Annotated in this window: 26 protein-coding genes; 5 read left to right on the plus strand and 21 right to left on the minus strand. The window is 63.3% G+C overall.

All coding sequences use genetic code 11. From position 1 onward, the window contains the following. The 12 genes from K678_RS09665 to fsa all read right to left on the minus strand — a co-directional run. On the minus strand, nucleotides 1-222 hold a 222-nt coding region (locus K678_RS09665; protein ID WP_021132273.1), incomplete at its 3' end, for an electron transfer flavoprotein subunit beta/FixA family protein. Further along, complete coding sequence (locus K678_RS09670; protein WP_021132274.1) at nucleotides 219-1,049, minus strand: SDR family oxidoreductase; 831 nt, start codon at nucleotides 1,047-1,049, stop codon at nucleotides 219-221. The genes K678_RS09670 and K678_RS09665, both read right to left, overlap by 4 nt. Beyond that, nucleotides 1,046-1,603, minus strand: a complete 558-nt coding sequence (locus K678_RS09675) for a thioesterase family protein (protein ID WP_021132275.1) — start codon at nucleotides 1,601-1,603, stop codon at nucleotides 1,046-1,048. The genes K678_RS09670 and K678_RS09675 overlap by 4 nt, the downstream gene beginning before the upstream one ends. Before the next feature lie 21 nt (nucleotides 1,604-1,624). Further along, nucleotides 1,625-3,409, minus strand: a complete 1,785-nt coding sequence (locus tag K678_RS09680; RefSeq protein WP_021132276.1) for an acyl-CoA dehydrogenase C-terminal domain-containing protein — start codon at nucleotides 3,407-3,409, stop codon at nucleotides 1,625-1,627. Nucleotides 3,410-3,439: 30 nt separating this feature from the next. Then, nucleotides 3,440-5,761 carry a 3-hydroxyacyl-CoA dehydrogenase/enoyl-CoA hydratase family protein gene (locus K678_RS09685; protein ID WP_021132277.1) on the minus strand — a complete coding sequence of 774 codons (2,322 nt, stop codon included), beginning with the start codon at nucleotides 5,759-5,761 and terminating at the stop codon, nucleotides 3,440-3,442. Then, nucleotides 5,761-6,897 carry a thiolase family protein gene (locus K678_RS09690; RefSeq protein ID WP_021132278.1) on the minus strand — a complete coding sequence of 379 codons (1,137 nt, stop codon included), beginning with the start codon at nucleotides 6,895-6,897 and terminating at the stop codon, nucleotides 5,761-5,763. Before K678_RS09690 ends, K678_RS09685 begins: the two co-directional genes overlap by 1 nt. 79 nt (nucleotides 6,898-6,976) lie before the next feature. After that, on the minus strand, nucleotides 6,977-7,372 hold the full coding sequence (locus K678_RS09695) for a MerR family transcriptional regulator (protein ID WP_002728579.1): 396 nt from the start codon (nucleotides 7,370-7,372) through the stop codon (nucleotides 6,977-6,979). Nucleotides 7,373-7,494: 122 nt separating this feature from the next. Beyond that, nucleotides 7,495-9,159 (minus strand): long-chain-fatty-acid--CoA ligase, encoded by a 1,665-nt coding sequence (locus K678_RS09700; protein WP_039852681.1) that lies wholly within the window; start codon nucleotides 9,157-9,159, stop codon nucleotides 7,495-7,497. Between the two features lie 38 nt (nucleotides 9,160-9,197). Then, on the minus strand, nucleotides 9,198-10,469 hold the full coding sequence (locus K678_RS09705; RefSeq protein ID WP_021132280.1) for an OmpP1/FadL family transporter: 1,272 nt from the start codon (nucleotides 10,467-10,469) through the stop codon (nucleotides 9,198-9,200). Between the two features lie 214 nt (nucleotides 10,470-10,683). After that, nucleotides 10,684-10,989 carry an SCP2 sterol-binding domain-containing protein gene (locus K678_RS09710; protein WP_021132281.1) on the minus strand — a complete coding sequence of 102 codons (306 nt, stop codon included), beginning with the start codon at nucleotides 10,987-10,989 and terminating at the stop codon, nucleotides 10,684-10,686. A gap of 291 nt (nucleotides 10,990-11,280) precedes the next feature. Next, nucleotides 11,281-12,081, minus strand: coding sequence for a TOBE domain-containing protein (locus tag K678_RS09715; RefSeq protein WP_021132282.1), 801 nt, complete (start codon nucleotides 12,079-12,081; stop codon nucleotides 11,281-11,283). 64 nt (nucleotides 12,082-12,145) lie between these two features. Continuing rightward, the gene (gene fsa, locus K678_RS09720; protein WP_021132283.1) at nucleotides 12,146-12,802 is read right to left on the minus strand and encodes a fructose-6-phosphate aldolase; all 657 of its coding nucleotides are present in this window, start codon (nucleotides 12,800-12,802) and stop codon (nucleotides 12,146-12,148) included. A 144-nt stretch (nucleotides 12,803-12,946) separates the two neighbouring features. Between fsa and K678_RS09725 the strand changes: the two genes are divergently transcribed. Beyond that, on the plus strand, nucleotides 12,947-13,645 hold the full coding sequence (locus tag K678_RS09725; RefSeq protein ID WP_021132284.1) for a class I SAM-dependent methyltransferase: 699 nt from the start codon (nucleotides 12,947-12,949) through the stop codon (nucleotides 13,643-13,645). Nucleotides 13,646-13,681: 36 nt separating this feature from the next. Here the strand turns inward: K678_RS09725 and K678_RS09730 are convergent, their stop codons facing one another. From K678_RS09730 to K678_RS09765, 8 genes are all read right to left on the minus strand, one after another. Continuing rightward, nucleotides 13,682-14,287: an acetate uptake transporter gene (locus K678_RS09730; RefSeq protein ID WP_021132285.1), complete on the minus strand. Its 606-nt coding sequence runs from the start codon at nucleotides 14,285-14,287 to the stop codon at nucleotides 13,682-13,684. A 258-nt stretch (nucleotides 14,288-14,545) separates the two neighbouring features. Further along, on the minus strand, nucleotides 14,546-15,118 hold the full coding sequence (locus K678_RS09735) for a YqgE/AlgH family protein (protein WP_196802565.1): 573 nt from the start codon (nucleotides 15,116-15,118) through the stop codon (nucleotides 14,546-14,548). Between the two features lie 5 nt (nucleotides 15,119-15,123). Continuing rightward, the gene (locus K678_RS09740; RefSeq protein ID WP_021132287.1) at nucleotides 15,124-15,630 is read right to left on the minus strand and encodes a MaoC family dehydratase; all 507 of its coding nucleotides are present in this window, start codon (nucleotides 15,628-15,630) and stop codon (nucleotides 15,124-15,126) included. A 41-nt stretch (nucleotides 15,631-15,671) separates the two neighbouring features. Then, on the minus strand, nucleotides 15,672-16,562 hold the full coding sequence (locus tag K678_RS18645) for a hypothetical protein (RefSeq protein ID WP_155804515.1): 891 nt from the start codon (nucleotides 16,560-16,562) through the stop codon (nucleotides 15,672-15,674). Between the two features lie 251 nt (nucleotides 16,563-16,813). Further along, nucleotides 16,814-19,231, minus strand: a complete 2,418-nt coding sequence (locus tag K678_RS09750) for an ATP-binding protein (protein ID WP_155804516.1) — start codon at nucleotides 19,229-19,231, stop codon at nucleotides 16,814-16,816. Between the two features lie 41 nt (nucleotides 19,232-19,272). After that, nucleotides 19,273-19,584, minus strand: a complete 312-nt coding sequence (locus tag K678_RS09755; protein WP_021132290.1) for a hypothetical protein — start codon at nucleotides 19,582-19,584, stop codon at nucleotides 19,273-19,275. Nucleotides 19,585-19,715: 131 nt separating this feature from the next. Continuing rightward, nucleotides 19,716-20,174, minus strand: coding sequence for a ribbon-helix-helix domain-containing protein (locus K678_RS09760; protein ID WP_021132291.1), 459 nt, complete (start codon nucleotides 20,172-20,174; stop codon nucleotides 19,716-19,718). A gap of 7 nt (nucleotides 20,175-20,181) precedes the next feature. Next, the gene (locus K678_RS09765; RefSeq protein WP_021132292.1) at nucleotides 20,182-20,799 is read right to left on the minus strand and encodes a GNAT family N-acetyltransferase; all 618 of its coding nucleotides are present in this window, start codon (nucleotides 20,797-20,799) and stop codon (nucleotides 20,182-20,184) included. A gap of 107 nt (nucleotides 20,800-20,906) precedes the next feature. Here K678_RS09765 and K678_RS09770 point away from each other — a divergent pair, with 107 nt between their 5' ends. The 4 genes from K678_RS09770 (at nucleotide 20,907) to K678_RS09785 (ending at nucleotide 23,612) form a co-directional block, all read left to right on the plus strand. Next, nucleotides 20,907-21,845, plus strand: coding sequence for a LysR family transcriptional regulator (locus K678_RS09770; protein ID WP_021132293.1), 939 nt, complete (start codon nucleotides 20,907-20,909; stop codon nucleotides 21,843-21,845). Nucleotides 21,846-21,956: 111 nt separating this feature from the next. Beyond that, the gene (locus tag K678_RS09775; protein WP_039852688.1) at nucleotides 21,957-22,427 is read left to right on the plus strand and encodes a helix-turn-helix domain-containing protein; all 471 of its coding nucleotides are present in this window, start codon (nucleotides 21,957-21,959) and stop codon (nucleotides 22,425-22,427) included. 238 nt (nucleotides 22,428-22,665) lie between these two features. Further along, the gene (locus tag K678_RS09780; RefSeq protein ID WP_231376243.1) at nucleotides 22,666-22,902 is read left to right on the plus strand and encodes a CsbD family protein; all 237 of its coding nucleotides are present in this window, start codon (nucleotides 22,666-22,668) and stop codon (nucleotides 22,900-22,902) included. Between the two features lie 227 nt (nucleotides 22,903-23,129). Beyond that, entirely contained in the window at nucleotides 23,130-23,612 is a 483-nt protein-coding gene (locus K678_RS09785) for a hypothetical protein (protein WP_021132296.1), read from the plus strand. Nucleotides 23,613-23,656: 44 nt separating this feature from the next. Here the strand turns inward: K678_RS09785 and prsR are convergent, their stop codons facing one another. After that, complete coding sequence (prsR, locus tag K678_RS09790) at nucleotides 23,657-25,051, minus strand: PEP-CTERM-box response regulator transcription factor (RefSeq protein WP_021132297.1); 1,395 nt, start codon at nucleotides 25,049-25,051, stop codon at nucleotides 23,657-23,659. Between the last annotated feature and the right edge of the window lie 15 nt (nucleotides 25,052-25,066).

Genomic DNA, 25,066 nt, shown 5'->3' on the forward strand with positions numbered 1-25,066 from the left:
AGTCCGCAACGTCTCGGTCGCCGTCTGCGGCCCAACCGAAACCGCGACGATCTCGGTGGCGATGCCCGCTTCCTTCAGCCGAACCGCCTCCTCGACCGCGATCTCGTCAAACGGATTCATGCTGAATTTGATGTTGGCGGTCTCGACCCCGCTCTTGTCCGATTTGACCCGGACCTTGACGTTGTAATCAACCACCCGTTTGACCGCGACCAGGATTCTCATCGAACGGCTTCCTCTACGAACAGATCGGTCAGCAGCAGACCGTTGGGATCGACCGCATAGGCGGCAAGATCGGTGATGCCCTCTTCGGCCAAGACCTCTTCGTCGATGAAGAAGCGCCCGGTGCAATCCCGCGCCGGACGGGTCAGGATCGCGTGGGCGGCATCGGCGACGATGTCGGGGCGGCGGCAATGCGCGGGCTTGATCGCGCCAACCATGCTCATCGCGGCGGTGTCGATCAGGGTGCGCGGCCACAGCCCGTTGGCGGCAATCCCGGAATCGCGGAATTCCTCGGCCCAGCCCATCGCCAAGAGGCTCATCCCCATCTTGCTGATGGTGTAGGCCACATGCGGGCCGTACCAGCGGGGCAACAGCGACGGCGGCGGCCCCATCACCAGAATATGCGGGTTGGCCGCCTGCTTCAGATGGGGCAGACAGGCGCGGGTGACGGCAAACGTGCCGCGCACATTGACCGACATCATCAGGTCATAGCGCTTGATCTCGGTGTCGGCGGTTCCGGTCAGGCTGATCGCGCTGGCATTGTTGACGACGATGTCGATCCCGCTGAAACGATCGACCGCCTGGGCCACCGCCGCATTGATCTCGGCCTCGTCGCGAACGTCGAGCTTGACCGCGAGCGCGGCCCCACCCGCCGCCTCGATCTCGGCGGCGGTATCGTGAATGGTGCCGGGCAGCCGCGCATGGGGCGTCTCGGTCTTGGCGGCGACGATGATGTTGGCCCCGTCGCGGGCGGCCCGGAGCGCGATCGCCTTGCCGATACCCCGGCTGGCCCCGGTAATGAAGAGAGTTTTTCCCGACAGCGATCTCATGCCGCTTCCCCCTGTTCGACCGGCGGTTCCGCCGGTGTCTGTTCAAATGCGATATCCATTTCCCGCCACGATCCGACCCAGGCCGGGATGGCGGGCGATGGGCCAGAGAACCCCGCCGCCGCGATCACCGCCGACGGCGACACCACACCGCCCTTGGCCACGAACGCACCCCGCATCAGCGCCTGACAGGACAATCCTTCCGCCGTCTCGACCCGGTGTTCCATGTAGAGCCAGCGTTCGTCCCAGGCGATCAGCCGACTGGTCAGGCTGAACCGCTGGAAGGGGCGCAACGGACGGCGATAGCGCACCACGCTCCCGGCCAGCACCGGTTGCCAGCGTTCGCGCAGCACCGTCCGCCACAAGGTTCCGCGCAGGATCATGTCCAATCGCCCAAGGTCCATCAGCGCGAGATAGCGGGCGTTGTTCATGTGGATGTTGATGTCCAGATCGTGCGGCCACACCCGGAAACGCAGGACCGACGAATCGGTCAAGGCCAGCCGGGGGCGGAACAGGGAGGCGACCAGCACCGCCAGCAATCGAAACCACAGGTTCACATTCGCCTCCCCTCTCCCGGACTAAAAAGCAGCTTCGTCGAACGCCATCATCGACTTGCCGCCCGCCATCACCATCGCGAACAAGGCGTTGGTCTGGGGCAGCACCCGCTCGACATAGAAACGGGCGGTGGCGATCTTGGCGCGGTGGAAGCCATCGGGATCGTTGTCCAACTTGCTCAGGCTGACCTCGGCCATCCGCGCCCACAGATAGCCGAGCGCGGTCAGCCCAAGCAGGCGGAGATAGTCGGTCGCCGCCGCTCCGGCTTCATCGGGATTGGCCATGCCGACGCGGGCAACCTGGGCGGTCGCCTGCTGGAGACGGACGAACGCCTTGGCCAGCGGCTGAACGAACTCGCCCAATTGCTCGTCCTCGACCTTGGCCTCGATGAAGGCCGAGACCGGATGGAAGAACCGGCGCAGGTTGCGTCCGGCATTGGCGGGCAGCTTGCGCCCGACCAGATCGAGCGCCTGAATGCCGTTGGTGCCTTCGTAAATCTGGGCGATCCGGCAATCGCGGACGTACTGCTCCATCCCATGTTCGCGGATGAAGCCATGGCCGCCGAACACCTGCATCCCCAGATTGGTCGCCTCGAAGCCGAGATCGGTCAGCAGCGCCTTGACCACCGGAGTCATCAGGGCGACAAATTCCTCGGCCTCGGCCCGGGTCGCCGGGTCGGGATGATGTTCCTCGTCATCGATGGCGCGACCGACCCAGGCGGCCAGGGCCCGACTGCCCTCGACATAGGCGCGGTGGGTCAACAGCATCCGCCGCACGTCGGGATGAACGATGATCGGATCGGCGGGCTTGTCGGGATGCTTGGTCCCGGTCAGCGAGCGGCCCTGGAGCCGTTCGCGGGCATAGGCCACCGCGCCCTGATAGGACGCCTCGGCCAGACCCAGCCCCTGCACGCCCACAGACAGGCGTTCGGTGTTCATCATCGCGAACATCGCCCGCATGCCCTTATTGGCCTCGCCGACCAGCCAACCGACCGAATCGTCGAAATTCATCACGCAGGTCGACGAGGCCTTGATCCCCATCTTGTGCTCGATCGAGCCACACGAGACGCCGTTGGACGCTCCCGGCGTGCCATCGGGATTGACCCGGTATTTCGGCACCAGGAACAGGCTGATCCCCTTCACCCCCTTGGGCGCGTCGGGCAGACGGGCCAGGACAAGGTGAATGATGTTTTCGGTCAGGTCGTGATCGCCCGCCGAAATGAAGATCTTGGTTCCGGTCAGTTTAAAGCTGCCGTCGCCCTGGGGGACCGCCTTGGTGCGGAGCAGGCCGAGATCGGTGCCGCAATGCGGCTCGGTCAGGCACATCGTCCCCGACCACGTCCCATCGACCAGCTTGGGCAGATAGGTTTCCTTCAGCTCATCCGAGCCGTGGGCGTGCAGGGCGACATAGGCGCCATGGCTGAGGCCGGGATACATCCCGAACGACAGATTGGCCGAGCAGATCATTTCCTCGATCAGGATACCGACCGATTTCGGCCAGCCCTGGCCGCCATGGGCGGGATCGCACGAGATCGAGGTCCAGCCGCCCTCGCGGAACAGGGTATAGGCTTCGCGGAAGCCTTTGGGCGTCCGCACCACGCCGTTCTCGAAGGTGCAACCTTCCTCGTCGCCCGAGCGATTGATCGGGTGCAGCACCTGTTCGCAGACCTTCGCGGCTTCGTCGAGCACCGGGTCGATCAGGTCGCGGGTGAAATCCTCGAAGCCGGGCAGAGTGGCGAGGCCATCGCCTTCCATCAGGTCGAAGAGGACATAGCGCATGTCGCGCAGGGGAGCCGTGTAACTGGCCATGATGGTTCTTCCTATCCGTCAGAAAGGCGATCAGTTGCGCAGAGGCTTGCCGGTCATCAGCATCGTCTCGATCCGGGCAAGGGTGCCGGGATGGCGCGCCAGCCGCATGAAGCGGCTGCGTTCCAGGTCCAGCACCTGTTCCTCGTCAAGCGGTGTGGTGACATCGGTATCGCCGCCGGTCAGCACTTCGGCCAGCGCGCCGCTGACCACCTCGTCATGCGGCGTCGCCTTGCCCTGACGGCGCAGCGTGCCGATGGCGAGTTCAAGCGCGACCTTGCCACTGGGTCCGGGCAGGGTCAGCACCGGCGGCGCGGGCGGCACATAGCCTTCGACCAGCGACAAGGCGCGGGCCTTGGCATCGGCGAGCAGACGGGCGCGGTTCATCGTGATCCCGTCACTGGGGCGCAGGAACAGCAGTTCCTTGGCCTCGGCTGCCGATTTGGCGACGGTCGCAACCGCCACCGTTTCGAACACCTTGGCCACCGCGGGCATCGGTCCCTTGGGCAACGTCCCCGCATTCGACCAGCGCGACAGCATTTCCTTGCAGCCGCCCCAGCCCGGCACCAGACCGACGCCGACCTCGACCAGACCGACATAGGTCTCGGCATGGGCCTGAACCGCGTCGCAATGGAGCAGGATTTCGCAGCCGCCGCCCAAGGCCATCCCCGACGGCGCGCCGACCACCGGGAACGGCGCGTATTTGAGAGCGCGATAGGTCTGCTGCCCGGCGCTGACCATCTGGTCGATCTCGGTCCAGGCAGCGATGTTGGCGGCGAACAGGGCCAGCCCGAGATTGGCTCCGGCCGAGAAATTGCTGCCCTCGTTGTAGATCACCAGGGCCTTGAAGTCCTTCTTGACCCGGCGGATCGCCTTGCCCAGCAAATCCATGATCTCGCCGTCGATCGAGTTCATTTTGCTGGTGAATTCAAAGCAGGCAACGCCGTCGCCGATATCCCACAGCGCGGCCGAGCCGTTCTTCATCACCGGCTGACGGTCGAGCTTGAGGTCTTCGAGCAGAACGACGCCTTCGGGGCGGACCAGATCGCGATAGGCCCCGTCGAGGCCCAGCACCTGACGCTTGCCCGCCTCGATCCGGTGGAAGGTCCGACCGGCGGCGAGACTGAGCGCAGGCGGCACCGCCCAACCTTCGCTCTCCAGCTTCGCGATCAGCCAATCGACGCCCAGCTTGTCGATCAACTGGAACGGCCCCTGCTTCCAATTGTAGCCCAGCCGCATCGCCTCATCGATCGCCTCGACTTCGTCGGCGGCATCACCCAGCAGGAAAGCGGCATAGGCCAGGGTGCGGCCCAGCACCCGCCAGGCATAACGCCCGTGCGGGCTGTCGTGATCGAGCAACGCATTCAGCGAGCGACCGGCAGCGGCAATCGCCTCGACATCGGCTTTGCGAGCGGGCCGGAAGGTGCCGGTGACGAGATCGATTGCTTCCTTGCGCTTCCCCGCCTCGCGATTGACGCGGTAAAAGCCGCCCTTACCCTTGCGCCCGGTATAGCCGTCGGCGATCAGCCGCTCGACCAGCGGCACTGGCCGGTTCAGGCTGTGGAACGGATCGTCGGCGGGCAACGCCGCCGCCAGACTGGCATTGACATGCGGCATCAGATCGAGCCCGACCAGATCAAGCAGGCCGAACACCCCGGTCTTGGGGATGCCCATCGGGCGGCCGACGATCGCATCGACGTCTTCGATATCCAGCCCCATCTCGACCGCTTCGATCACCGCCGCCTGGAGCCAGTAGACCCCCAGCCGGTTGGCGATGAAGCCGGGACGGTCCTTGGCATCAACGACGCTCTTGCCCAGACGGTGATCGGCGAAGCTGCGCACCGCCGCCAGCGCCTCGGGCCGGGTGGCGGGGCCACCGACCAGTTCAAGCAGCCGCATGTAACGCGGCGGGTTGAAGAAGTGGGTGATGCAGAAATCACGGGCAAAGCTGTCGGGCAGACCGCCGACCAGCGCCGCCAGCGGGATCGTCGAGGTGTTCGACGACACCACGCTGCCGGGTTTGCGCGCCGACTCAATCTTGGCGTAAAGCGATTGCTTGATGTCGAGCCGTTCGATCACCGCTTCAACGATCCAATCGCAATCCGCCAGACCGGCCAGATGGTCCTCGATATTGCCGGGCGTCACCAGCCGGGCGGCATCCCGGCTCATGAACGCCGCCGGGTCGGCTTTCTTCAGCCGCTCCAGCGCGCCTTCGGCAATGACGTTGCGGTTGGTCGCATCGGTGGGAACGATATCGAGCAACAGCACCGGGATACCGGCGTTGGCGACCTGGGCGGCGATCCCCGCCCCCATCGTCCCCGCCCCGATCACGGCAACTTTTTTGATGTTGTCCATCACACCGCCTCCAGGATGGTGGCGATGCCCTGACCGCCGCCGATGCATTGGGTAGCTAGGGCGAACCGGCCCTTTTCCCGCTTCAGCAGCGCGGCCGCCTTGCCGACGATGCGGGCACCGGTCGCGCCCAACGGATGGCCAAGCGCGATCGCGCCGCCGTCGAGATTGATCTTGTCGGCAGCAAGGCCGAGATCACGGATGCAAGCGATCGACTGGCTGGCGAAGGCTTCGTTCAGTTCGATCACGTCCAGTTGCTCGACCCCGATCCCGGCACGCGACAACGCCTTGCGGGTCGCACCCACCGGGCCGATGCCCATCACCGCCGGATCGCAACCGCACACCGCAAAGCTCTTGATCGCCGCCAGGATTTCCAGCCCATGGGCACGGGCATACTCTTCGGAGCAGACCAGCACCGCAGACGCGCCGTCGGTCAACGGCGAGGAGGTTCCGGCGGTGACGACACCTTGGGCGTTAAAGGCGGGCTTCAGTTCGGCCAGGCTTTCCAGCGTGGTGTCGGGACGGATGCAGCCGTCGGCGGCAACCGTGCCCTTGCGGCCGGTAATCGGAACGATCTCGGCATCGAACAGACCGGCCTCGCGGGCAGCGGTGGCGCGGCGATGCGAGGCCACGGCAAATTCTTCCTGCTCGCGGCGGCTGATGCCATAGCGGGCCGCGACGTTCTCGGCGGTGTCGCCCATCCCGATATAAGCGGCGGGCAGACGAGCGGCCAGCGCTGGGTTGGGCAGCGGGTTAAAGCCCATCATCGGCACCCGGGTCATGCTTTCGACACCGGCGCAGACGAAGACGTCACCGGCCCCGGCCAGGATCGAGCCGACCGCGACATGAACCGAGGTCATCGACGAGCCGCAGAAGCGGTTCAGCGTCGCAGCCCCGACCGATTGGGGCAGATCGGCGATCATGCCGACCAGACGGGCGAGGTTGAAGCCCTGCTCGCCCTCGGGGAAGGCGCAGCCGAGCAGAAGATCCTCGATATCGCCCGCCGGAATCCCGGAGCGGGCGACCAGGGCTTGGACCACTTGTCCAGCCAGATCGTCGGGACGAACCGACGCCAGGTCCCCCTTCTTGGCCGGAGTGAAGGGCGAGCGCACATAACCGGCGACAACCACCTTTTTCATCGACGAGTCTCCAGGACTTGATTGGTTTGGAGGAACGCCGTCGAAAAGAGGGGCTGTACGGCCTGAGGCCCTCTCTTTTCTAGGCGGAACCGATATCCACGCCCTTGGTGCGCAAGGTCTCGAGACTGATCCGCTCGATATCGCGCAATTCGCTCAAGGAGGTCTGCACCGCCTGAAGCTGGTCCTCGAGCTGGGCGATGCGCTCGTGAACCTTGGTAACGAGAAGCCGCAACTGCCCGACCTGGGTGGTATCGACCACGTACAGATCGAGAAATTCCTTGATGTCCCGCAACGTGAAGCCCAGCCGCTTGCCGCGCAGGATCAGAATCATCCGGGCGCGGTCGCGATGGGTGTAGACCCGGGCATTGCCGGCGCGTTGTGGCCGGATCAGCCCCTGATCCTCGTAAAAGCGGATGGTGCGGGGCGTGACTCCCAGCTCGCGCGCCAGCTCGGTGACCGAGTAGAGTTTTTCCATGACGGTTTTGCATCCATAGGTGCACATGTTGACGTAAAGGGGCGGAGGCTTCCCTATACGTCGCTCTGATAGCATGGTTTACCGACATGGTCATAGCCATCTTCCAGACTTTCTCTATCGGATCAGACGGCGTCCTGCCGCGAGGCGGCCCGGTCGGCGCGCGCTTTTTCTTCGGCCACCAGCTCTCGTTTCGACAGCTTGCCGATCATCGTCTTGGGCAGTTCGTCACGGAATTCGATGCTTTTCGGCATCTCGATCCGGGAAATCTGCCCGCTCAGGAAGGTTCTCAAATCTTCAGGCGTCGCGTCGGCCCCTTCGCGCAGGCGGACAAACGCCTTGGGAGCCTGACCGCGATACGGATCGGGAATGCCGATCACCACCACTTCGGCCACCGCCGGATGCTGGTAGAGGACTTCCTCGATCACGCGGGGATAGACATTGAAGCCGCCGCAGATGATGACGTCCTTGATCCGGTCGACGAGGTAGTAAAAGCCGTCCTCGTCGACATAGCCGATATCGCCGGTGCGGAGCGCCCCATCGACGAAGACCAGGGAACTGTCTTCGGGCCGGTTCCAGTAGCCCGACATCACCTGCGGCCCACGCACGCAGATTTCGCCGCGTTCGCCCGGTGCCAGGATCGTTTCGGGATCGGCGGGCGAGCGCACCTCGATCACCGTGCCGGGCAGGGTCTTGCCAATCGAGCCGGTCCGTGCCTCGCCGGTCAGCGGATTGCAGGTCACCACCGGTGAGGTCTCGGACAGGCCATAGCCCTCGACCACCCGGCAGCCGGTCAATTGTTCGAACCGGGTCGCCACCTCGACCGGCAACGGCGCGCCGCCCGAGATACAGATCCGGATCGACGACAGGTCATAGCCGCCCTTGGCCGCCGCGCCGTTGATCGCGGTATAGATCGTCGGGACACCGGGGAAGAAGGTCGGCTTTTTCTTGCCGATCAGCTTCAGCACCTGCTCAAGATCGAAGCGCGGCAGCAAGATCAACTCGCAGCCAAAGCTGATCCCGAGATTCATCACCACCGTCATCGCAAAGACGTGGAACAGCGGCAACACCCCCAACATCCGTTCCTGGCCGGGCTGGATGATCGGCACCCATTGCCGGATCTGCTCGGCATTGGCGGTCAGGTTGGCATGGGTCAGCATCGCCCCCTTGGGGACCCCGGTGGTGCCGCCGGTATATTGCAGCACCGCGACATCGGTCTCGGGGGTGATCGTCACCGGCTTGGGCTTGCCGTCATTGGCAATCAGCCGGGCATAGGGGACGTGGCGGAGATCCTCGGGAACGACGGCCATTTCCGACCGCCGCAACACCGAGAACAACACGCTTTTGACCGAGGGCAGGATGCCGCTCATCGGACAGACCACCACCCGTTCCAGGCAGGTCTCGTCCAACATCGCGGCAACCTTGGGGTAAATCTGTTTCAGATCGAGGGTCACCATGATGGTGGTGCCCGAATCCTCGATCTGATGCTTCAGCTCCCGCTCGACATAGAGCGGGTTGTAATTGACCACGATGCCGCCGATTTTCAGCACCGCGAAGTAACAGATGACGAAATAGGGGGTGTTGGGCAGGCACAGGCCGACCCGCACCCCCTTCTTCACGCCAAGATGTTGGAAGCCTCGGGCGGCCCGGTCGACCAGATCGCCCAGTTCGGCATAGGTCGTCCGCCGCCCCAGGAAATCGATCGCCGGATTGCCGGCAAACTGCGCCACCGCCCGATCCAGCAAGGATGCGACCGGAGAGGTCGGGATGGTGGTCGGAGAATGTGTCATGATGGTATTCACGATCCCTTACCCCTTCCGGCCAAAGCCTAGAATTTCATCGACAAGCTTGTGCTGACGATGTCGACGCTGCTGGCATACTCGCCGGTCAGGGTGCCGGTATTGGCCGTCCCTAACTCGTTGAGCGGTGCCTTATCGGCGAACAAATGGGCATAGCCGATGTTGAACTGATTGTTGTTGGTGAGGTCGTAGGTATATCCGGTCGACACCCAATACCGGTTCGAGTCGGGAACCCGGGCGGTACGGTGGGCATCGTCGGTCGCCGACTGGTCGTAGGCGATACCGAAATGGAACTTGCCCGCCTGCTCGGTCGTGTAGGTCGCCCCCAGCGACAGGAACCAGGTATCGTGCCAGCTTTCGTCAACGACGGTATCGTTGCGGCCGTTGCCGTACTTGATCCGCAATTCCTTGAAGCTGGACCAGCGGGTCCATTGCACGTCGCTCATCACCGCCCATTGCGGCGACAGCTCGTGATAAACACCGATCGACACCGTATCCGGGGTGGTCAGATTGGCCGAAGCGCTATCGTTGGCGAAACGGGCCGGGCCGGGCACCCCGTTCGGCACCCCTTCGAACCGGGCCTTGCCCGAAATGTTGTGCTCAATCTGCGAGCGGTAATTGAGCCCGACCCGGGATGTCGGACTGAATTCCCACAACAGACCGGCATTGCCGCCATAGCCGATCGCATCGCCCTGCACCGTCGATTTACCATCGCTGGCGCCGAAATTAATCGCCTGCGACAGCGTCACCTTGGTGTAGTCCAACTGAACGCCTGCCCCGATCGACAGGTTCGGCGTGATCCGATAGGCAATCGACGGATTGGCGTTGATGTTGGTGATGTTGCTTTGCAGGGCGTGATAGCGCCCGACCCAGTTCGGCTCGTAATGCGAGCGCAGGCCATACGGCGCGGTGACCGCCATGCCGATCTTCAGATCGGGCGCGGCATCCCACATCCCATAGACCGACCCCATCGCCGCATCCATGATCGCATCGTCGCCGGTGCTACCACGAACCGCGCTCCCCCCCACCTTGGCCTGACCGTTGAACACGGCGGTCGGCATGATGTAGGTGGACGAACCGGCCACCTGGGACCCTTCCAGCCGGGTCATCCCCGCCGGATTATAAAAAATCGTGCTGAGATCATACGCCTTGGCGGTTGAGCCGGCATACGCATTTCCCAACCCTTCAGCGCTCTGCTCACGCAAAGCGAACCCCGCGGCCTGAGCGTCGACGGAAACCGCCAGCGCTGAAATCAGGCCAAGCATACCCACATACGCCTCGCGGCGAATCATCTGTGACATGGTGTGTTTTCCTCCCGGAGCGATCTTACCGTCGCCCTTGCCGTAAAGCTAACCGTCTCCCCTCACCACGTCAAGAGCCTAACGTTTACGTAAACGTCAGTCTAATCTACGCCCCTGCCCTCCGGTATGTTCCCGTTTTATTACCGTTTTCGCAGGAGCTCGGGATGGGGGCGATCGCGTCGCCCCACATCCCTTGCGATTAAATCAATCGCTCTCAGCCGATCGCGCCGACCAGTTTCATCGCAACGCCCATCGACCCGGTCACCTTCAGCTTGCCCAGGGTATAGCCGAGCATCGGGTCCATCTTTCCGTCCATCAGCTTGATCAAATTGTCGGCGGACAGGCGAATTGTACAGGCGGCGTCGACCTCATCGTCGCTTTCCCCCTCGGTCAGCGTGGGATGCGGCGAACGCGCATCGACCACCCAGCACCCGTCACCGCCCAGATCGAAACGCACCACCGCGCCCAACCGATTGAGACGGGGCAGCACATCCCGCAGACGATCTTCGACGTCGGACATTTGAGAACCTCTCCCTGCGTTTCGTTGTTTTGTCCAATTTACGTTTACGTAAACGTAAGTCCGAAGTAAAGCCAGATCGACGAAACCGGGAAAGACTTTTGTCCCATACCGCGTCTGCACACCGACCGAACGGTCTGCGCGTATTTTTCTTATATTTTCAATTATTTAATCGAAATCGAATGGCTGGACAGGCTCGGCCGCCTTGGAATCCGTACCTATTGACCAATACGTCAACCAGATTCCTAATCCGGGATATGGCTAAGGACAGGTGCCTCTTTGCCGCCGCCCGGATCAGTCGATAGCGAGAATCACATGCGACGCCTTGAACAAAGCCCAGGCGGAATCGCCGGGATTCAGGCGCAAAGACTGGGCTGAATCGCGTGTCACGGTGGCGGCGATGGTCTTGCCCCCGCCGATATCGAGACAGAGTTCGCTGCTGACCGGGCCATCGGTCCGGCGTGACACAATCCCGGCCAGACGATTGCGGGCGGTGGCTTGCGGCTCGGCGCCCCCTTCAGCCAGCACCACGAAGCTCGAGGTCACCAGGGCGGTGACATCCTGGCCCAACCCGATACCAAGATCACGCAGGCTTTCGACGGTAATCAGCGCGGTCAGAGTCGCTTGATCGGTCAGGCGCAATCCGATTTCGGCATTGACGCCACCCAGGCGGATTTCCTCGACCCGACAGCGGAAGGCATTGCGGGCGGTGGTCCGCATCCCCAGGCGGCGCAGCAATTCCGGGGCGTCCAGGGTGGTGCCGCCCGCCGAGAACAATGCGGCGACACGCTCCAGTTGGGCTTCCATCTGGTGAAAGGCGGCGATCAGCGCCAGACCGTCTTCGGTCACGACGGCCCCGCCGCCGCGACGCCCCCCGGCCTGGGCGGCAACAGCCGGACGCGGCAACAGATTGTTGACCGCGTTTAAGGCCTCCCACGCGCCTTTATAACTGATGCCGACTTCCTGGGCCGCCTTGGTGATGCTGCCCAGCCGGATCACCTGCTCAAGCAGACGGATGCGTTCGCGTCCCACCGCGCTGCGACCCGCGCCGCGCAAGGCCACGATCGCTTCGACCCGGTCGCCATTGCCGTCCATCACCTGCCCCTATCGCCATATAAAGAAACTATATGACGACAGAGGCGGTGCGGAAAGTCCAAGACTACAAAATCGACTGGCCTGTCTTCTGCCAGTCGGCCATGAAGGTAGCCAGTCCCTTGTCGGTCAGCGGATGCTGAACCATCTGCCGCAACACCGCGGGCGGCATCGTGACGACATGCGCGCCCAACCGCGCCGCTTCGGTCACATGCATCGGATGACGGATCGAGGCGGCCAGAACCTCGGTGCGGAACAGCGGGTAATTGTCAAAGATCGAGACGATATCGCCGATCAACTCCATCCCGTCCTGCCCGACATCATCAAGACGCCCGACGAAGGGCGACACGAACGACGCCCCGGCCTTTGCCGCCAGGATCGCCTGATTGGCCGAGAAGCACAGGGTGACGTTGACCTTGATCCCGTCATCGGCCAGCGCCTTGCAGGTGCGCAAACCCGCCATCGTCAGTGGCACCTTGACCGCGACGTTGGGGCGCAGCGCCGCCAGTTTGCGGCCTTCGGCCAGCATCGTCTCGTAATCGGTGGCGGCGACTTCGGCCGAAATCGGGCCGGGAACGATGTCGCAGATCTCGGCGATCACGTCGAGAATCCGCCGCCCGCTTTTGGCGATCAGGGTCGGGTTGGTGGTAACGCCGTCAACCAGACCGGTCGCGGCAAGATCGCGGATTTCCTGGACATCGGCGGTATCGACGAAGAACTTCACGGCGAACTCCCTTTCGTGACGGCAAAACGGCGGTCAGACTACCGCGCTTTGCCGGTGGTGTCCCCCCTCAAAGCCCTTGCCAGCCCCGGTCGGGAGGAGTCACCCTTCCGGCCCTCTCCAGGATCGCGACGAAGGACGATAGCGATGGCTCCGACAGAACCGAATTCCGGTATCCGCGCCGTGTTCGACCGCGCCGCGGCGTCCTACGATGCCGGACGGCGGCGGCTGATCCCCTGCTTCGACGAGTTCTATGCCACCGCGATCGAACTGGTGACCGAGGCGGCTCCGCCCGGTGGCCGTGTTCTCGATCTCGGCGCGGGAACCGGGCTGTTGACCGCTCTGGTCGCCGAGACTCGCCCCGATCTCGATTTCACCCTGACCGATCTGTCAGAGGAAATGCTGGGCCGCGCCCGCGCCCGCTTTGCCGACCGGGCCGATCGGGTCCGCTTCCGGGTGATGGATCACCTCGCCCTCGACGAGATCGCCGCCTATGACGTCGTGATGTCGGGGTTGTCGATCCATCATCTGGAAGACGAAGGCAAGCGCCGCCTCTACGCCGCCTGCGCCCGTGCCCTGAAACCGGGCGGGCGCTTCGTCAATGCCGATCAGATTGCGGGCGACGATGCGGCGATGGAAGCGCGCTATTGGGAACATTGGCATGCCCGGGTCGTCGCCAGCGGCCTCGATCAGGGCGAAATCGATGCCGCGATCGAACGGCAAAGCTTTGACCGCCGCACCCCGCTCGCGCCGCAACTCGACTGGCTGCGGGCGGCAGGCCTCAGCGCTGTCGAATGCCGTTACAAGAATGTCAGCTTCGTTGTGATCTGCGGGGATCGGGGATAGCAAACCCGCCATCCCCTTCATCAGCCATAGATAACCTTACAGAACCGGCTTGCCGACCGGCAGAACGGTACGGCCGAACAGATCGCCCAACACAATGCTGGCCATCATGTACCAAGCCAGACCGGCACAGACCAACAGGTCCCAACCCGCCACGACGGTCATCTGCGGATAGCCGAAATGGGCGAGGTCGAGCAGGATGAAGCCCGCCAGCAGGGTGGTGAAACAGGCGGCCATCGCCTTGCTGATCTTCAGCGAACCCACCCACAAAATCGCGGTGAACAGGGTCCAGCCGACCAGGAACCAGCCGATATCGGTGGTCGAGGACGGGAACAGATCGAACTTATTGCCGATCAGCATCGCCGCCAGCGAAATCCAGAAACAGCCAAACGACGTGAACGCGACATAGCCGAAATTGTTGCCGGTCTTCTGTTCCTGCAACCCGGCGATGACCTGGGCCATGCCACCGAACACCAGACCCAGCCAGATCACCGGACCGATCCCGGCCCAGCCGATATTGTGGAACTGAAGCATCATCGTCGTCAGCCCGAACCCAGCCAGACCGATCACGGCCGGATTGCCAAGCTTCGGCGCCACGGCGCCCCCCGTTTTCTGATCGGTCAGTACGGCCGAAATGTGAGACATTGTTCGCCTTTCGTTATTCATGGCCCATTGGATTGGGCATGTTGCATTCCGCATGACGCGAAATGACGGCGAACGGATTGGTTCCAGGCCATGCTGGTTCGATCCCCCCTGTTTCCCCGCCATTTTTATCATTTTATTGCGGCGACACAGAGATACAGGCGCATCTCGTTACCGAGAAACGCTCATTCCACGCGACCAGCCATACATTTTTGCATAGCTGGGGTGCGAAGAAAAAGGGATGGGACGATGCAGACGCCCTTAGGCGTGGCCGGCCTCGCCCGACAGCAGGCCGACATCGATCCCCAATTTGTTGATCGCCTGTTCGTATTTGCGCTCGAGATCGGGCGCGAACAGCAAATCGGGATCGGACGGCGCGATCAGCCAGGCATTGTCGCGGATTTCGCTATCAAGCTGACCCGAACTCCACCCGGCATAGCCGAGCGCCAGCAACAGCCGACTGGGGCCGCTGCCCTCGGCGATCGCGCGCAAAACGTCAACGGTGGCGGTCAACGCGACGCCTTCGGCCACCCGCATCGTGTTGTCGTGCAGGTAATCGTCGGAATGCAGCACGAAGCCGCGCCCGACCTCGACCGGCCCGCCGAACAGAATCCGAATCTGCTCGCACTCGCTGGTCGAGGGGATTTCAAGCTGCTCGAGCAATTGCGGAAAGGTCAGCCCGCCCAAGGCCCGGTTGACGACAAGGCCCATCGCCCCTTCGGCATTGTGGGCGCACAGATACACCACCGTCCGCGCAAAGCGGGGATCGGACATCTGGGGCATCGCGATCAGCAATTGTCCGGCCAGATAGCCGGTGGTCATCGTTTGGCTCATTCGACTCACATATTCTGCTCGGGGGTGGAAAGCAAGCCCCCCCGATCGGAAGGCCGACGCGCGATCATGTTGACGGCAATCATCGTCATCACCGCTTCGCCCTTTTGATTGGTCACCTCGACCGACGAGGTGACCACGCCGCGATCGGGCTTCGAGCGCGAGGCCACCGCGTTTTGGACTGTCACCGTCACCGACAATTCGTCCCCCGGCCGCACCGGACGCAGCCAGCGCAACTGCTCGATCCCGGGCGAGGCGAGGCTGCTGACATCGCTCAGGTAATGGTCGGCCAACAGCCGCATCATCAACCCGGCGGTATGCCACCCGCTGGCGATCAGACCGCCAAACGGCCCCTTGGCCGCCGCTTCGGGATCGATATGGAAGGTCTGAGGATCGAAGCGCCGGGCAAAGGAAACGACTTCCTCTGCCTCGACCGCAATCGATCCGCAGGAATGCACCGAGCCGGGAAGGTAATCTTCGAAATAGCGATTATCGCGCGAGGTGACGAAGCTCATCTCTGGGCGTGCTCCTGACGAAGGATCGTAATCGCTTGAGGTTACACTCTTACCGCCCCCTCGGTAAGCCGGGCCAAGGTCTTAAGGTCGCTACGCGACCCTGCCCCCCGCTCGCGCAGCCTTTTGGCGATGACGGCAATCTTATCGGGCTTGCCGGGCAGGCCGAACAGATTGGCAAAGCTGTTGCGCCCCAGCACCCGATAGGCGGTGGCAAGACATATGGCCGCCTGGAACGTCGTCAAGGACAGACCGGCGAATAATTCCGACCGGACCGCATCATTGACACCGGCCAAGGCGGCGACCAACTCGCGCATTTCACTGGGCGAACGATTGCCCAGAATCTGGGCCACAGTGCGGTCGGTCAACGCATCCCACCAGAATTCCTCTTGCGGCGAGGAGGGTCGGCCCAGAGCATTCGCCGCCGGAACCAGTCGGGGCAACGGGGCTGGCGTGGGCGGCGGAGCGGGCGGCGGCGGCGGAGCGGGCGGCGGCGGCGGCGGAAGCGCGGCGGCAAGAGCGGGGGGGGAAACAACCGGCGGTGCCGACGGGGTCAGAGTCCGCACGGCTTCGGCATCGCGCAGGTCCAGCAACCCCGGCCCCAGCCGCAGCACCGTTTCGACCGGCAGCGGGGCGTAATGCGGCACCAGCGGCACCTGCCAGTCGTGCAGCAGATAATCACGCAGCGCCAGATACAACCGCCCGGCGCGGGACGCCGGATCGTTGGGATCGCTGCCCAGCGCCACCCGGAAATGACGCTTGGCATGGGTCCGAACGATCATCGCGACAATGTCCTGAACCGAACGGCCGCAGCGGAGCCGGACACGATCGTCATGAACCTCGCGGCCGCGCTCATCGACCAGCAGGGCGCGGAAATGGCGGCGCTGAAGCTGAAAAATCTGAAGACAACCGCTCAACAGCTCGGTGCTGTCCATCACGGTGTCATAAAAACGATCGCGGTGAATTGACCCAAAGGCGGGGATAAGGCCACGAAAAATCGCCGCCGCCGGACCCTTCAAGGCTTCGTTAATGAAATGAACCGCTTCAAGGCGCCCCGGAGGAAGTGTGGATGGGGGGCTTGAAGGTCGAGTCACCCCCCTACCTTCTTTGGGCATGGCACCTAGACCTATTTCCACCAAAATCTAAGGTACCCACCCGATCGGCAGAGGTCAAACATCGAGTTTTGTCAACTTGTCGCGTCTCGTCGCACCGCAGCATCGGCGGCAGACAAGACCTGATCGCGGGTCAACGGACGCCCGATCACCATCGGACAGACCGGACCGCGCGACAGGGCCAGACGGCGGCGCGGATCACCATCGTCGATCAGCACCAGCGGCACCGCCCCCAGCGAATCGCGTTGATCGGGATCAAGCGCCAGAGTTGCAGCCACGACCAGATCGAACGGAGCCCGGCTGGCATTGGCCCGCGCCGAAGCGGCCAGAGCCTCGCGCCCTCCGGGCACCCGCACTACCGCGGCTCCGGCTTGCTCGGTAACCAGGGCGATCAAGCCGCGTTCGTCGGGGTCGGGCGCGACGACGAGAACCCGCTTCCCGATCAAACAATCGGCCTCGGCACGGATCGGTGTTGCCCCCTCGGCCGGGTCCAGCGGCACAACGCACCAGACCGCGCCGCCCAGTTCGGCCAACGCATCGCCGCCGACGCTTCCCCCCAACCGGGCCACCAGCAGGCGGGCCAGCGCCAGCCCCAGTTCGTTGACATCGCTGTCCGGTCTGGGACGCAGCAGGGTTTCGACCCACGATGAATCCCCTGCCCCGTCATCGACCACCCACAGCCGCAGCCGGGGAGCGGCTTCCGGCCGATCCGGTCCCAACCGATCAGCAAAAACGCGGACCCGCCCGGTCGCGGCCGCTACGGCGTGGTCGAGCAACAAACCAATCAGGCGGGCCAACCAAACCGGATCGAGACGAACCAGCGGCGGCAAACCAGGATCGATCCGGGACTCAATCCGAACGTGCCCAGCCCCGGCCTGGGCAAACGCGATTGCCGCGGCCATCACCTTGCCCAACTCAACCGTACACGGCGTGGGCGGCGACTCGCCCTGCTCCAGCCGGGCATAATCCAGCGCCGCATCGAGCCGGTCGAGCACTGGCCAGGCCGCCGCACCCAAATTGACCAGCGACGACCGCAGGCGAGCGGCCAGGGCGACGAAAAAATCGGCCCGTGCCTGGGCAACGGCCCGCGCCTCGTCACACGCGGCCGTCAGGGCACAAATCCGGGAATCGCGTTCGCCGGTGGCGGCGTGAAATCTGGCGAGGATTCGGGTGAAGACGGCGGCGACCTCCCCCACCTCGCTGGCCGAATCGGCACTCAGCGACGAAACGAACGAGCTCGACGAATCGTGCGCCTCCAACTGGGCGAGCAGATCGTGCAGGGTCCGGCGGTTTGCCGCCTCGGCCCGGCTCTCGTTTTCGGCCTGCTCGCTCTCCAACCGCCTTTTCTCGGTGGCATGGCAGCGGAACACTTCGATCGTCCGCGCCATCGCCGCCAGTTCGTCGTTGAGATCGCTGTCCTCGACCGCGCGGCTCCAATCCCCTCCGGCTCCGGCCTCCATCACCGCATGCAAATCGAGCAGCGGGCGGCGGATCGACAGGCCGATCATCGCGCTGATCCACCCGCCCAGCACCAGAAGCCCCACAGCGCCGACCGCACCGACCACCGCCATCCGGGTCAATTGATCGTGCGAGCGTTGGCGCAAATTTTCTTCGCGTTCACGACTGTCCGCGATCAGACGCTCGATCGCCGCCGACATCGTTGCCTGACTGGGGTCGAGTTCCTGCGACAGAATCCGGCCGCGCTCTTCGTAATTGCGGGCCAGTTCGTCAATCGCGACGGTCAGAACCCGCGCCCGCACCGCCAGCATCCCCAGCGCATCGCGTTGCAGATCGCTGTCGGCGATCCGGGTCAGAACCGGGATCGATTCCGCCATCCGGGCCAGCCCATCGCGGGCTTCCTCGGCGCGGGCGGCATTGCCGTCAAAGGAAAAGGCGTTGACCGCGATCAGGGTGCCGACAAAATTCTCGTGCGATTTGACCAGAGCCGGGGCCAGTTCGCCGCCGCCCCGGGTCCGCGCCGTCGAGTTCAGAATCGCATAGAGACCGGAAATTTCGCCGATCGTCTGGTGAACCTGACTTTCATAAAGACGGGCGATCTCGGCATTGACCACCTTCAGGCTTTGGAACCCGACGACGAACCGCCGCGCTGCTTCGTGCATCGCGACCGCATCATCGCTCCGCGGCACCGGTTCAGCCGTGGTGGCATCGCCCATCAGCACGAACAGTTCCTCGGACGCCCGCATCGCCTCCTTCAACAGGTCGTCGCTGGGGTTGGCCAGATATTGCCGCACCAGACCCTGCACCCGGCTGGCGCGGGTATCGAGATCGTACAAGGCGACCGTGCCGCGCTGGACCAACCGCAATGCGTCAATATCGCCGCTGGTCACCATCGCCGCGTGCCAGCCCAGCCCCCCCACCGCCAACGCGACGAACAGGTTGAGCGCCACCACCAGCGGAATGCGCCAAGCGATGGGAAGAGCCCTGATCCAGCGAAGCAAACGGCGAGGCACCATGACCCAATGGTACGTCATCCCTTCCCGGCTTTAAACCCAGCCGGAAAGGTCAGTGCCTCTCAGCCGAAGGCCGGGACGTCGCGCCTGATATCGGGGCCGTCTTGAACAAAGGTGATCGAGAGTTGGACGGCAATCTCGGTCGCTTCCGTGCCCCGGTCGGGCACCGGCTGATGCAACGTCACGCCAAGATCGCCAAGCGCGGCGGCGAACGCGGCAAGCTCGCGGGCGGGAAGTTCAAACGCAATCGAAGCCAGCCGGTTCGAGAAGAACTGATGGGTCACGACCCAACCGCCCGCCGCATTGATAGCCTCGGCGATATCATGCACCGCTTCGTGGAAGCCACGCCGTGTCGACGCTTCCAATAACACCATCGCGAAAAAACCTTCTGCCGAGCCTCGATTTCGCGCGGACCACAATGGCAGACCAGTGCCGCGCGGGGCAATCCGAACAGACCTGGACGAGGACGCGACCGGGCATGAATGCCGGTCGCGTCCCCGCCCCATTATGATTCGTAGGATTCGGTCTGCCGCCGGGTCCGGGGCTTGACCGCCCTGGCGCCACCGTCGCGGCTGGCCAGGACGAACACCCGGATCGCCGAGGTCAGCCCGCCATCGGGATGGCGCAGCCGGGCGGTCTGGCAGAGTTCGTCGATGCTGCATCCAAGCTCGGACGACAGCGTTTCAAGGACCCGCCAGAACTCCGCCTCCAGTTTAACGCTGGTCCGCCGCCCGTCGATTCTGACGTTGCGGCAGATCAGCGCCCCCGAGCGGCGCTGCGGGGGATGCTCCCGCTTGACGTAACTCGACGGATCGGAAATGCGTTCGTCGAGGCTGCTGATGGCGACTTCGAGAATCGCCATCAGCGGGCCGTTGTCCATCTCCAGCGCACGATCGGCCAAACGGCGCAATTCGATGCGAAGGTTGATGTCGGCAACCAATCCCGTGGGATCATCCCAGCCCATCGCCGACCTATTCCGCCGCGGTCAGTCGGTGGGATTCGGGACGAGACCGGATCCGGCTGAAATCCCACGACCCTTCGGGCTGGACGATCAGGCTTTCGAATTCGGGATCGCCGAACGGACCGGCTTCGATCGCCCCCAGATCGGGACGGCGGGGCAGATCGTGGATGATCGGCACCAACGTTCCGCGATACATCTGGATCGCCTCGCCCGACTGACGCCCGCCGAACCGCTTCCAGAAATTGACCGTTTCCTGCCGGGCACGACCGGCGACGGTGCGATAGCCCTTCTGCCGGGCCAGATCGAGCGCGGCGCGGGCCAGACCGGCCAGCACCTGATACGAGCGATAACGCCGCCGGATGCCGACCCGCTCCAGCAAGGCAAAATCGGCGAACCAGCGCAGGCGGATCACCCCGGCCGGATCGCCATCGACATAGGCGATCAGGTGGGTTGAAACATAGTCGTTTCCGTTGAACTCGTCGAAATAGGTGATGTTGTCCTCTTCGGCGAGAAACACCGCCGCGCGAACCGCCATCGCCATCGCGTGTTCGTCAGGGGTACGCACTAACCGAATCTCGATCGTTGGCGAACGTTTCTCCGCGGCATCTTTTGAGAGCAGGGCGCTCATGATTGCGTCTCCATGCAAGAATTCCGACAGGGGCTATCTTGCGACGGTCCGACGCAGTGTGGTATGCCGTGAAAACTTAATACCGCACACCGACCCCCGAAGGGTGCATGAGTTCATTTCGCCTCCACGATTGGAATGATGTCCGGCTGATCATTGCCTGCGCTTCGCGCGGCAGCTTTGCCGGAGCCGCGTCAGAGCTTGGGATAGACCAGACCACGGTCAGCCGCCGGATTTCCGCGATCGAGGAAGCAATCGGGCGCCCCTTGTTCAACCGTCGCCGCTCGGGCGCATCGCCCACCCCGGCGGGGGCCGCCTTGCTGGAACGGGCGTTGCGGATGCAGGCCGCCGCCGAGGAATTCGAAGGTGCGCTGCACGGCCTGTCGTCATTCCCCTCGCCCAAGGTAACGGTTTCGGCCAGCGAAGGGCTGTTGACCTACACCCTGATTCCGGCGCTTCTCGGCCATAAAAAGGCGGAATTGCCGCTGGATCGCTCGATGATCCGACTCGGTTTGCCCGATCTGGCCTTCACCACCGCCTCGGATAAGGCCGACATTTCGGTGATCGCCACCTCGCCCGGCGATATTCCCCGCCTCAAGGGGGCGCTGCGGGTCCGTCGTATCGGCACCATGCATTTCGTTCCGGTGGCGTCTCGGAAGTTCCTGAAGCGTCTGCCGCCGTTGAACCACTTTGACGATCTGGCTGAGCAACCATTGCTCGATATCGGGTTCTATCAGGCGATTCGCGGATTGAACGACTGGAACGCGTTGATTTCCGAGCGCAAACAGCAAGGTAAGGACGTTCTGGTCGCGTCGACCACGCCAAAGCTGCACCAGCCGCTGCTGGGCGGCGAAGGAGTTTCGCTGCTGCCAAATTATTCAACGCTTTATGAGCCGAAGCTGGTCCAGCTTGACCTTGCCGCGCCGCCGATGGGGGTCTCGCTATGGCTGGTCGCACACGAGGACACGCTACGTGAACCCGCAGTGCGAGAACTTTACGACCTGCTGGCGGCAATGTTCCTGGCGTCATCCTGGTACCGGGAATTTTAACCATTGGTCTGCATACGCCGGTATGCAATTGCATACAAAAAACAGTTGCGTCGGAGCGAGCGGTGTTTAGAATAACTGAGGGTTCCTCACATACGATTAGGGGTATTTGTTTTGCTTAAGAAGAACGTTTCGACGCGGGGTCGCCTGGAGAGCGGAGCCCCTAACCCAGTTGACGTTCACGTCGGCGCTCGGATGCGACTTCGCCGCACGTTGCTGGGGATGAGCCAGGAGAAGCTTGGCGAGGCGATTGGCCTGACCTTCCAGCAGGTTCAGAAGTACGAACGTGGTGCCAACCGTATCGGGGCCTCGCGGCTGTTCGATCTGGCCCGCGTCCTTGACGTTCCCGTGTCCTATTTCTTTGATGACATGTCCGATGCGGTTCAGAACCTGAGCCCGGTCAACGTGATCAAAGGCTCGGTCGGTCTGTCCGAAGAACCGGCGACGTTCGAAGCCGATCCGATGACCAAGCGCGAGACCCTGGAACTGGTCCGGGCCTACTACAACATCACCGATCCTCAGGTGCGCAAGCGGGTGTACGAGCTGGCCAAGGCCCTCGCCGCCGCGAACATCGACGAAGACTAAGGTCTTTTTCCCCTCGCAACCGATGGCAGGCTCCAGCCTAGGCCATTGGTTGCGAGTAAGACCCTTTCCCTCAGGCCGACCCCGATAAACCGCCCGCTTCGCGCCCGGCGGTTTTTTTCATGCCCATTCAGTAATTTTAAGTATTATCCGACGCTATTGAAACAAGTCTCATACGAATATTATCTCATCCGTAGCGAAATCAATAAAACAAAACCGCCATACTGACACAGTAACGCGCATGTCGGCTCCAGCCATAGTGCGGCCGGTATCGGGCGGGTTTGCCATCAGAAAAGGCATCACCATGAACAGGGATCGCATCATCGGCTCGGCCAAGCAGGTCAAAGGCAACATCGAGCAAGTGACCGGACGGATCTTCGGCGACGCCAAGCTAACCGCCGAAGGCAAGATCGACGAGAGCGAAGGAAAGCTTCAGAACAGCATCGGCAGCCTGAAGGATTCCGTGAAAAGTGAGTAGACGGAACGCCTTGCTGGCATGACGCAATCAAATTTCACGTGGGAAATGCCCCCTCGATTTCCCCGTGATTTACCCCATGCCAACGGCCGTCCGTTCGTTGGCATGGGTGCTTGCCCTTTCCGCTCAACGCGTCCGGATTCAATCCGGGTTCCACTGGGCAGGAGGGAAAGCAAGAGCGGCCCACACCAGATGGGCCAGCCGGACCTTCGACAGACAAGGATCACGCCATGACCGCTTTGCCTCTGCGCGCTTTGCCGCTGGCTCCGCTTGCCCTCGTCCTGGCAAGCGGCCTGCTGGTCGCGTCGTGTGCCCCGGTTGCCTCGACGCCGCAATTGGTCCAATCCAACACGCCCACCGTGACCTACCGCTACACCGCCGATCAGGAACTGGTCCAGGCCAATCAGAGCGCGGCCTCCTACTGCAACCAATATCAAGCGACGCCGCGGACGAAGACGTTTTCGACCGAAACGGATGGCAGCAAGATCGTTGTATTCGAATGTGTCCGGGTCGCGGCTGCCCCGCCGCCCCCAGTTCCGGCCCCCTACAACCCCAATCTGGTCTACAGCGTTCGTTCGGACCAGGAGTTGCTCGACGCCTCGCGCAACGCCCAGAGCTATTGCCTGAGCAATGGGGCGCAGCAGGTCTCGTCCACGATCAGCACCAACCCCAACGGCATCCGGACCGTCACCTTCCAGTGCCTGCCGCGTTAGCACCTTTGGGGCCCCGAGCCGATTCCATTCCGATGGAATCGGCTCTACACGTCGAGTCGTGGCCCCCGTGTGATCCGCAGCGTCTTCATCAGGGTGTAAAGGGTGGGACGGCTGATGCCGAGCACCCGCGACGCTTCCTGGATATTGTTATCGGTAATCGCCAGCGTGCGGTTAAGCGCCCGGCGCTCGGCCTCTTCCCGCACCTGACGCAGCGTCGGCAGACGCAGGGCGTCGGCCGATTCGCCCCCGTCGCACAGATCCATATCTTCTACCGTAATATAGAGCCGGTCGGCCAAGACGACCGCGCGCTTCAGCCGGTTTTGCAATTCCCGCACATTGCCGGGCCAGGAATAGGTCTCGATCCTGGCCAGCGTCTCGGGCGCAAAACCCTTGATCGGCCGCCTCAGCCGTCGGCTCATCGTCGTCAGCAGGAACGAGGCGATCAGCGCCGCGTCGCCTGGGCGGTCGCGCAGAGGCGGAATCGCCAACCCAACCTCGTTCAGACGATAAAACAGATCCTCGCGGAACGATCCGGCCTGCATCATCGTGCGCAGATTGCGGTTGGTGGCGGCAATGACGCGGACATCGACCGGCACGGTCTTGCGTCCCCCCACCCGCTCGATCTGCTTTTCTTGAAGGAAACGCAAAATCTTGACCTGAAGCGCCAGCGGCATGTCGCCGATCTCGTCCAGAAACAAGGTGCCGCCGCTGGCCCGTTCGATCTGACCGACCGCCTGGGCAAAAGCGCCGGTGAACGCCCCGCGTTCATGACCGAACAATTCGCTTTCCAACAATGCTTCGGGAATCGCCGCGCAATTGATCGCGACAAAGGGGCGGTCGCGGCGGTCGCTCCAGGCATGGATGGCGCGGGCCAGCACGTCCTTGCCGGTGCCGCTCTCTCCGGTGATCAGCACCCCCACCTCGACATCGGCGACCCGGCGCGCCATGTGGCAGACCTTCAGCATCTGAGGCGAGGCGGCCAGCAATCCGTCAAATCCGCTGTCACCGGCCAGGCCTTCGCGCCGGTCGTCGCGCTCTGCCTCCAGCCGATAGCTGTTCCAGCCCCGCTCGACGATGACGCGAAGGACGTCGCTATCAACCGGCTTGGCATAGAAATCATAGGCTCCCCCGCCGATCGCATCCTGGGCGTTGCGGCGGTCCTCGGTGCCGGAGGCGACGATCACCTTGGTCAGGGGCTGGATCGTCATGATCTCGCGCAGGGTCGCCACCCCTTCCCCGGCGCTGTCGCAGTCGGGGGGCAGGCCGAGATCAAGCACCACCAGCGGCGGTTCGCGCCTGCGGAACTGAGCAATCGCTTCGGAGCGGTCCCCGGCGAAATACAGTTCGTAATCGGACAAGGCCCAGCGAAGCTGTGCCCGCATCCCTTCGTCATCTTCGACGACCAGGATGGCGGGCGTTTCGGGCAGGATCGACGACATCGCGACGCGCTCCCT

Origin of the sequence: Magnetospirillum fulvum MGU-K5, assembly GCF_000442515.1 — a bacterium.
In the GTDB taxonomy this organism is placed as follows: Bacteria; Pseudomonadota; Alphaproteobacteria; order Rhodospirillales; family Magnetospirillaceae; genus Phaeospirillum; species Phaeospirillum fulvum_B.

Bases quoted from the DNA above. Each gene is read 5' to 3' on its own strand.
- K678_RS09715 (WP_021132282.1), bottom strand. From the start codon at position 12,081: ATGGACGGCAATGGCGACCGGGTCGAAGCGATCGTGGCCTTGCGCGGC.
- K678_RS09770 (WP_021132293.1), top strand. From the start codon at position 20,907: ATGAGTTCATTTCGCCTCCACGATTGGAATGATGTCCGGCTGATCATT.
- K678_RS09680 (WP_021132276.1), bottom strand. From the start codon at position 3,409: ATGGCCAGTTACACGGCTCCCCTGCGCGACATGCGCTATGTCCTCTTC.
- K678_RS09695 (WP_002728579.1), bottom strand. From the start codon at position 7,372: ATGGAAAAACTCTACTCGGTCACCGAGCTGGCGCGCGAGCTGGGAGTC.
- K678_RS09700 (WP_039852681.1), bottom strand. From the start codon at position 9,159: ATGACACATTCTCCGACCACCATCCCGACCTCTCCGGTCGCATCCTTG.
- K678_RS09735 (WP_196802565.1), bottom strand. From the start codon at position 15,118: ATGAGCCAAACGATGACCACCGGCTATCTGGCCGGACAATTGCTGATC.
- K678_RS09765 (WP_021132292.1), bottom strand. From the start codon at position 20,799: ATGAGCGCCCTGCTCTCAAAAGATGCCGCGGAGAAACGTTCGCCAACG.
- prsR (WP_021132297.1), bottom strand. From the start codon at position 25,051: ATGTCGTCGATCCTGCCCGAAACGCCCGCCATCCTGGTCGTCGAAGAT.
- K678_RS09725 (WP_021132284.1), top strand. From the start codon at position 12,947: ATGGCTCCGACAGAACCGAATTCCGGTATCCGCGCCGTGTTCGACCGC.
- K678_RS09750 (WP_155804516.1), bottom strand. From the start codon at position 19,231: ATGACGTACCATTGGGTCATGGTGCCTCGCCGTTTGCTTCGCTGGATC.
- K678_RS09755 (WP_021132290.1), bottom strand. From the start codon at position 19,584: ATGGTGTTATTGGAAGCGTCGACACGGCGTGGCTTCCACGAAGCGGTG.
- K678_RS09710 (WP_021132281.1), bottom strand. From the start codon at position 10,989: ATGTCCGACGTCGAAGATCGTCTGCGGGATGTGCTGCCCCGTCTCAAT.
- K678_RS09705 (WP_021132280.1), bottom strand. From the start codon at position 10,469: ATGTCACAGATGATTCGCCGCGAGGCGTATGTGGGTATGCTTGGCCTG.
- K678_RS09760 (WP_021132291.1), bottom strand. From the start codon at position 20,174: ATGGGCTGGGATGATCCCACGGGATTGGTTGCCGACATCAACCTTCGC.
- K678_RS09785 (WP_021132296.1), top strand. From the start codon at position 23,130: ATGACCGCTTTGCCTCTGCGCGCTTTGCCGCTGGCTCCGCTTGCCCTC.
- K678_RS09685 (WP_021132277.1), bottom strand. From the start codon at position 5,761: ATGGACAACATCAAAAAAGTTGCCGTGATCGGGGCGGGGACGATGGGG.
- K678_RS09730 (WP_021132285.1), bottom strand. From the start codon at position 14,287: ATGTCTCACATTTCGGCCGTACTGACCGATCAGAAAACGGGGGGCGCC.
- K678_RS09670 (WP_021132274.1), bottom strand. From the start codon at position 1,049: ATGAGATCGCTGTCGGGAAAAACTCTCTTCATTACCGGGGCCAGCCGG.
- K678_RS09690 (WP_021132278.1), bottom strand. From the start codon at position 6,897: ATGAAAAAGGTGGTTGTCGCCGGTTATGTGCGCTCGCCCTTCACTCCG.
- K678_RS09740 (WP_021132287.1), bottom strand. From the start codon at position 15,630: ATGAGCTTCGTCACCTCGCGCGATAATCGCTATTTCGAAGATTACCTT.
- K678_RS18645 (WP_155804515.1), bottom strand. From the start codon at position 16,562: ATGGACAGCACCGAGCTGTTGAGCGGTTGTCTTCAGATTTTTCAGCTT.
- K678_RS09780 (WP_231376243.1), top strand. From the start codon at position 22,666: ATGTCGGCTCCAGCCATAGTGCGGCCGGTATCGGGCGGGTTTGCCATC.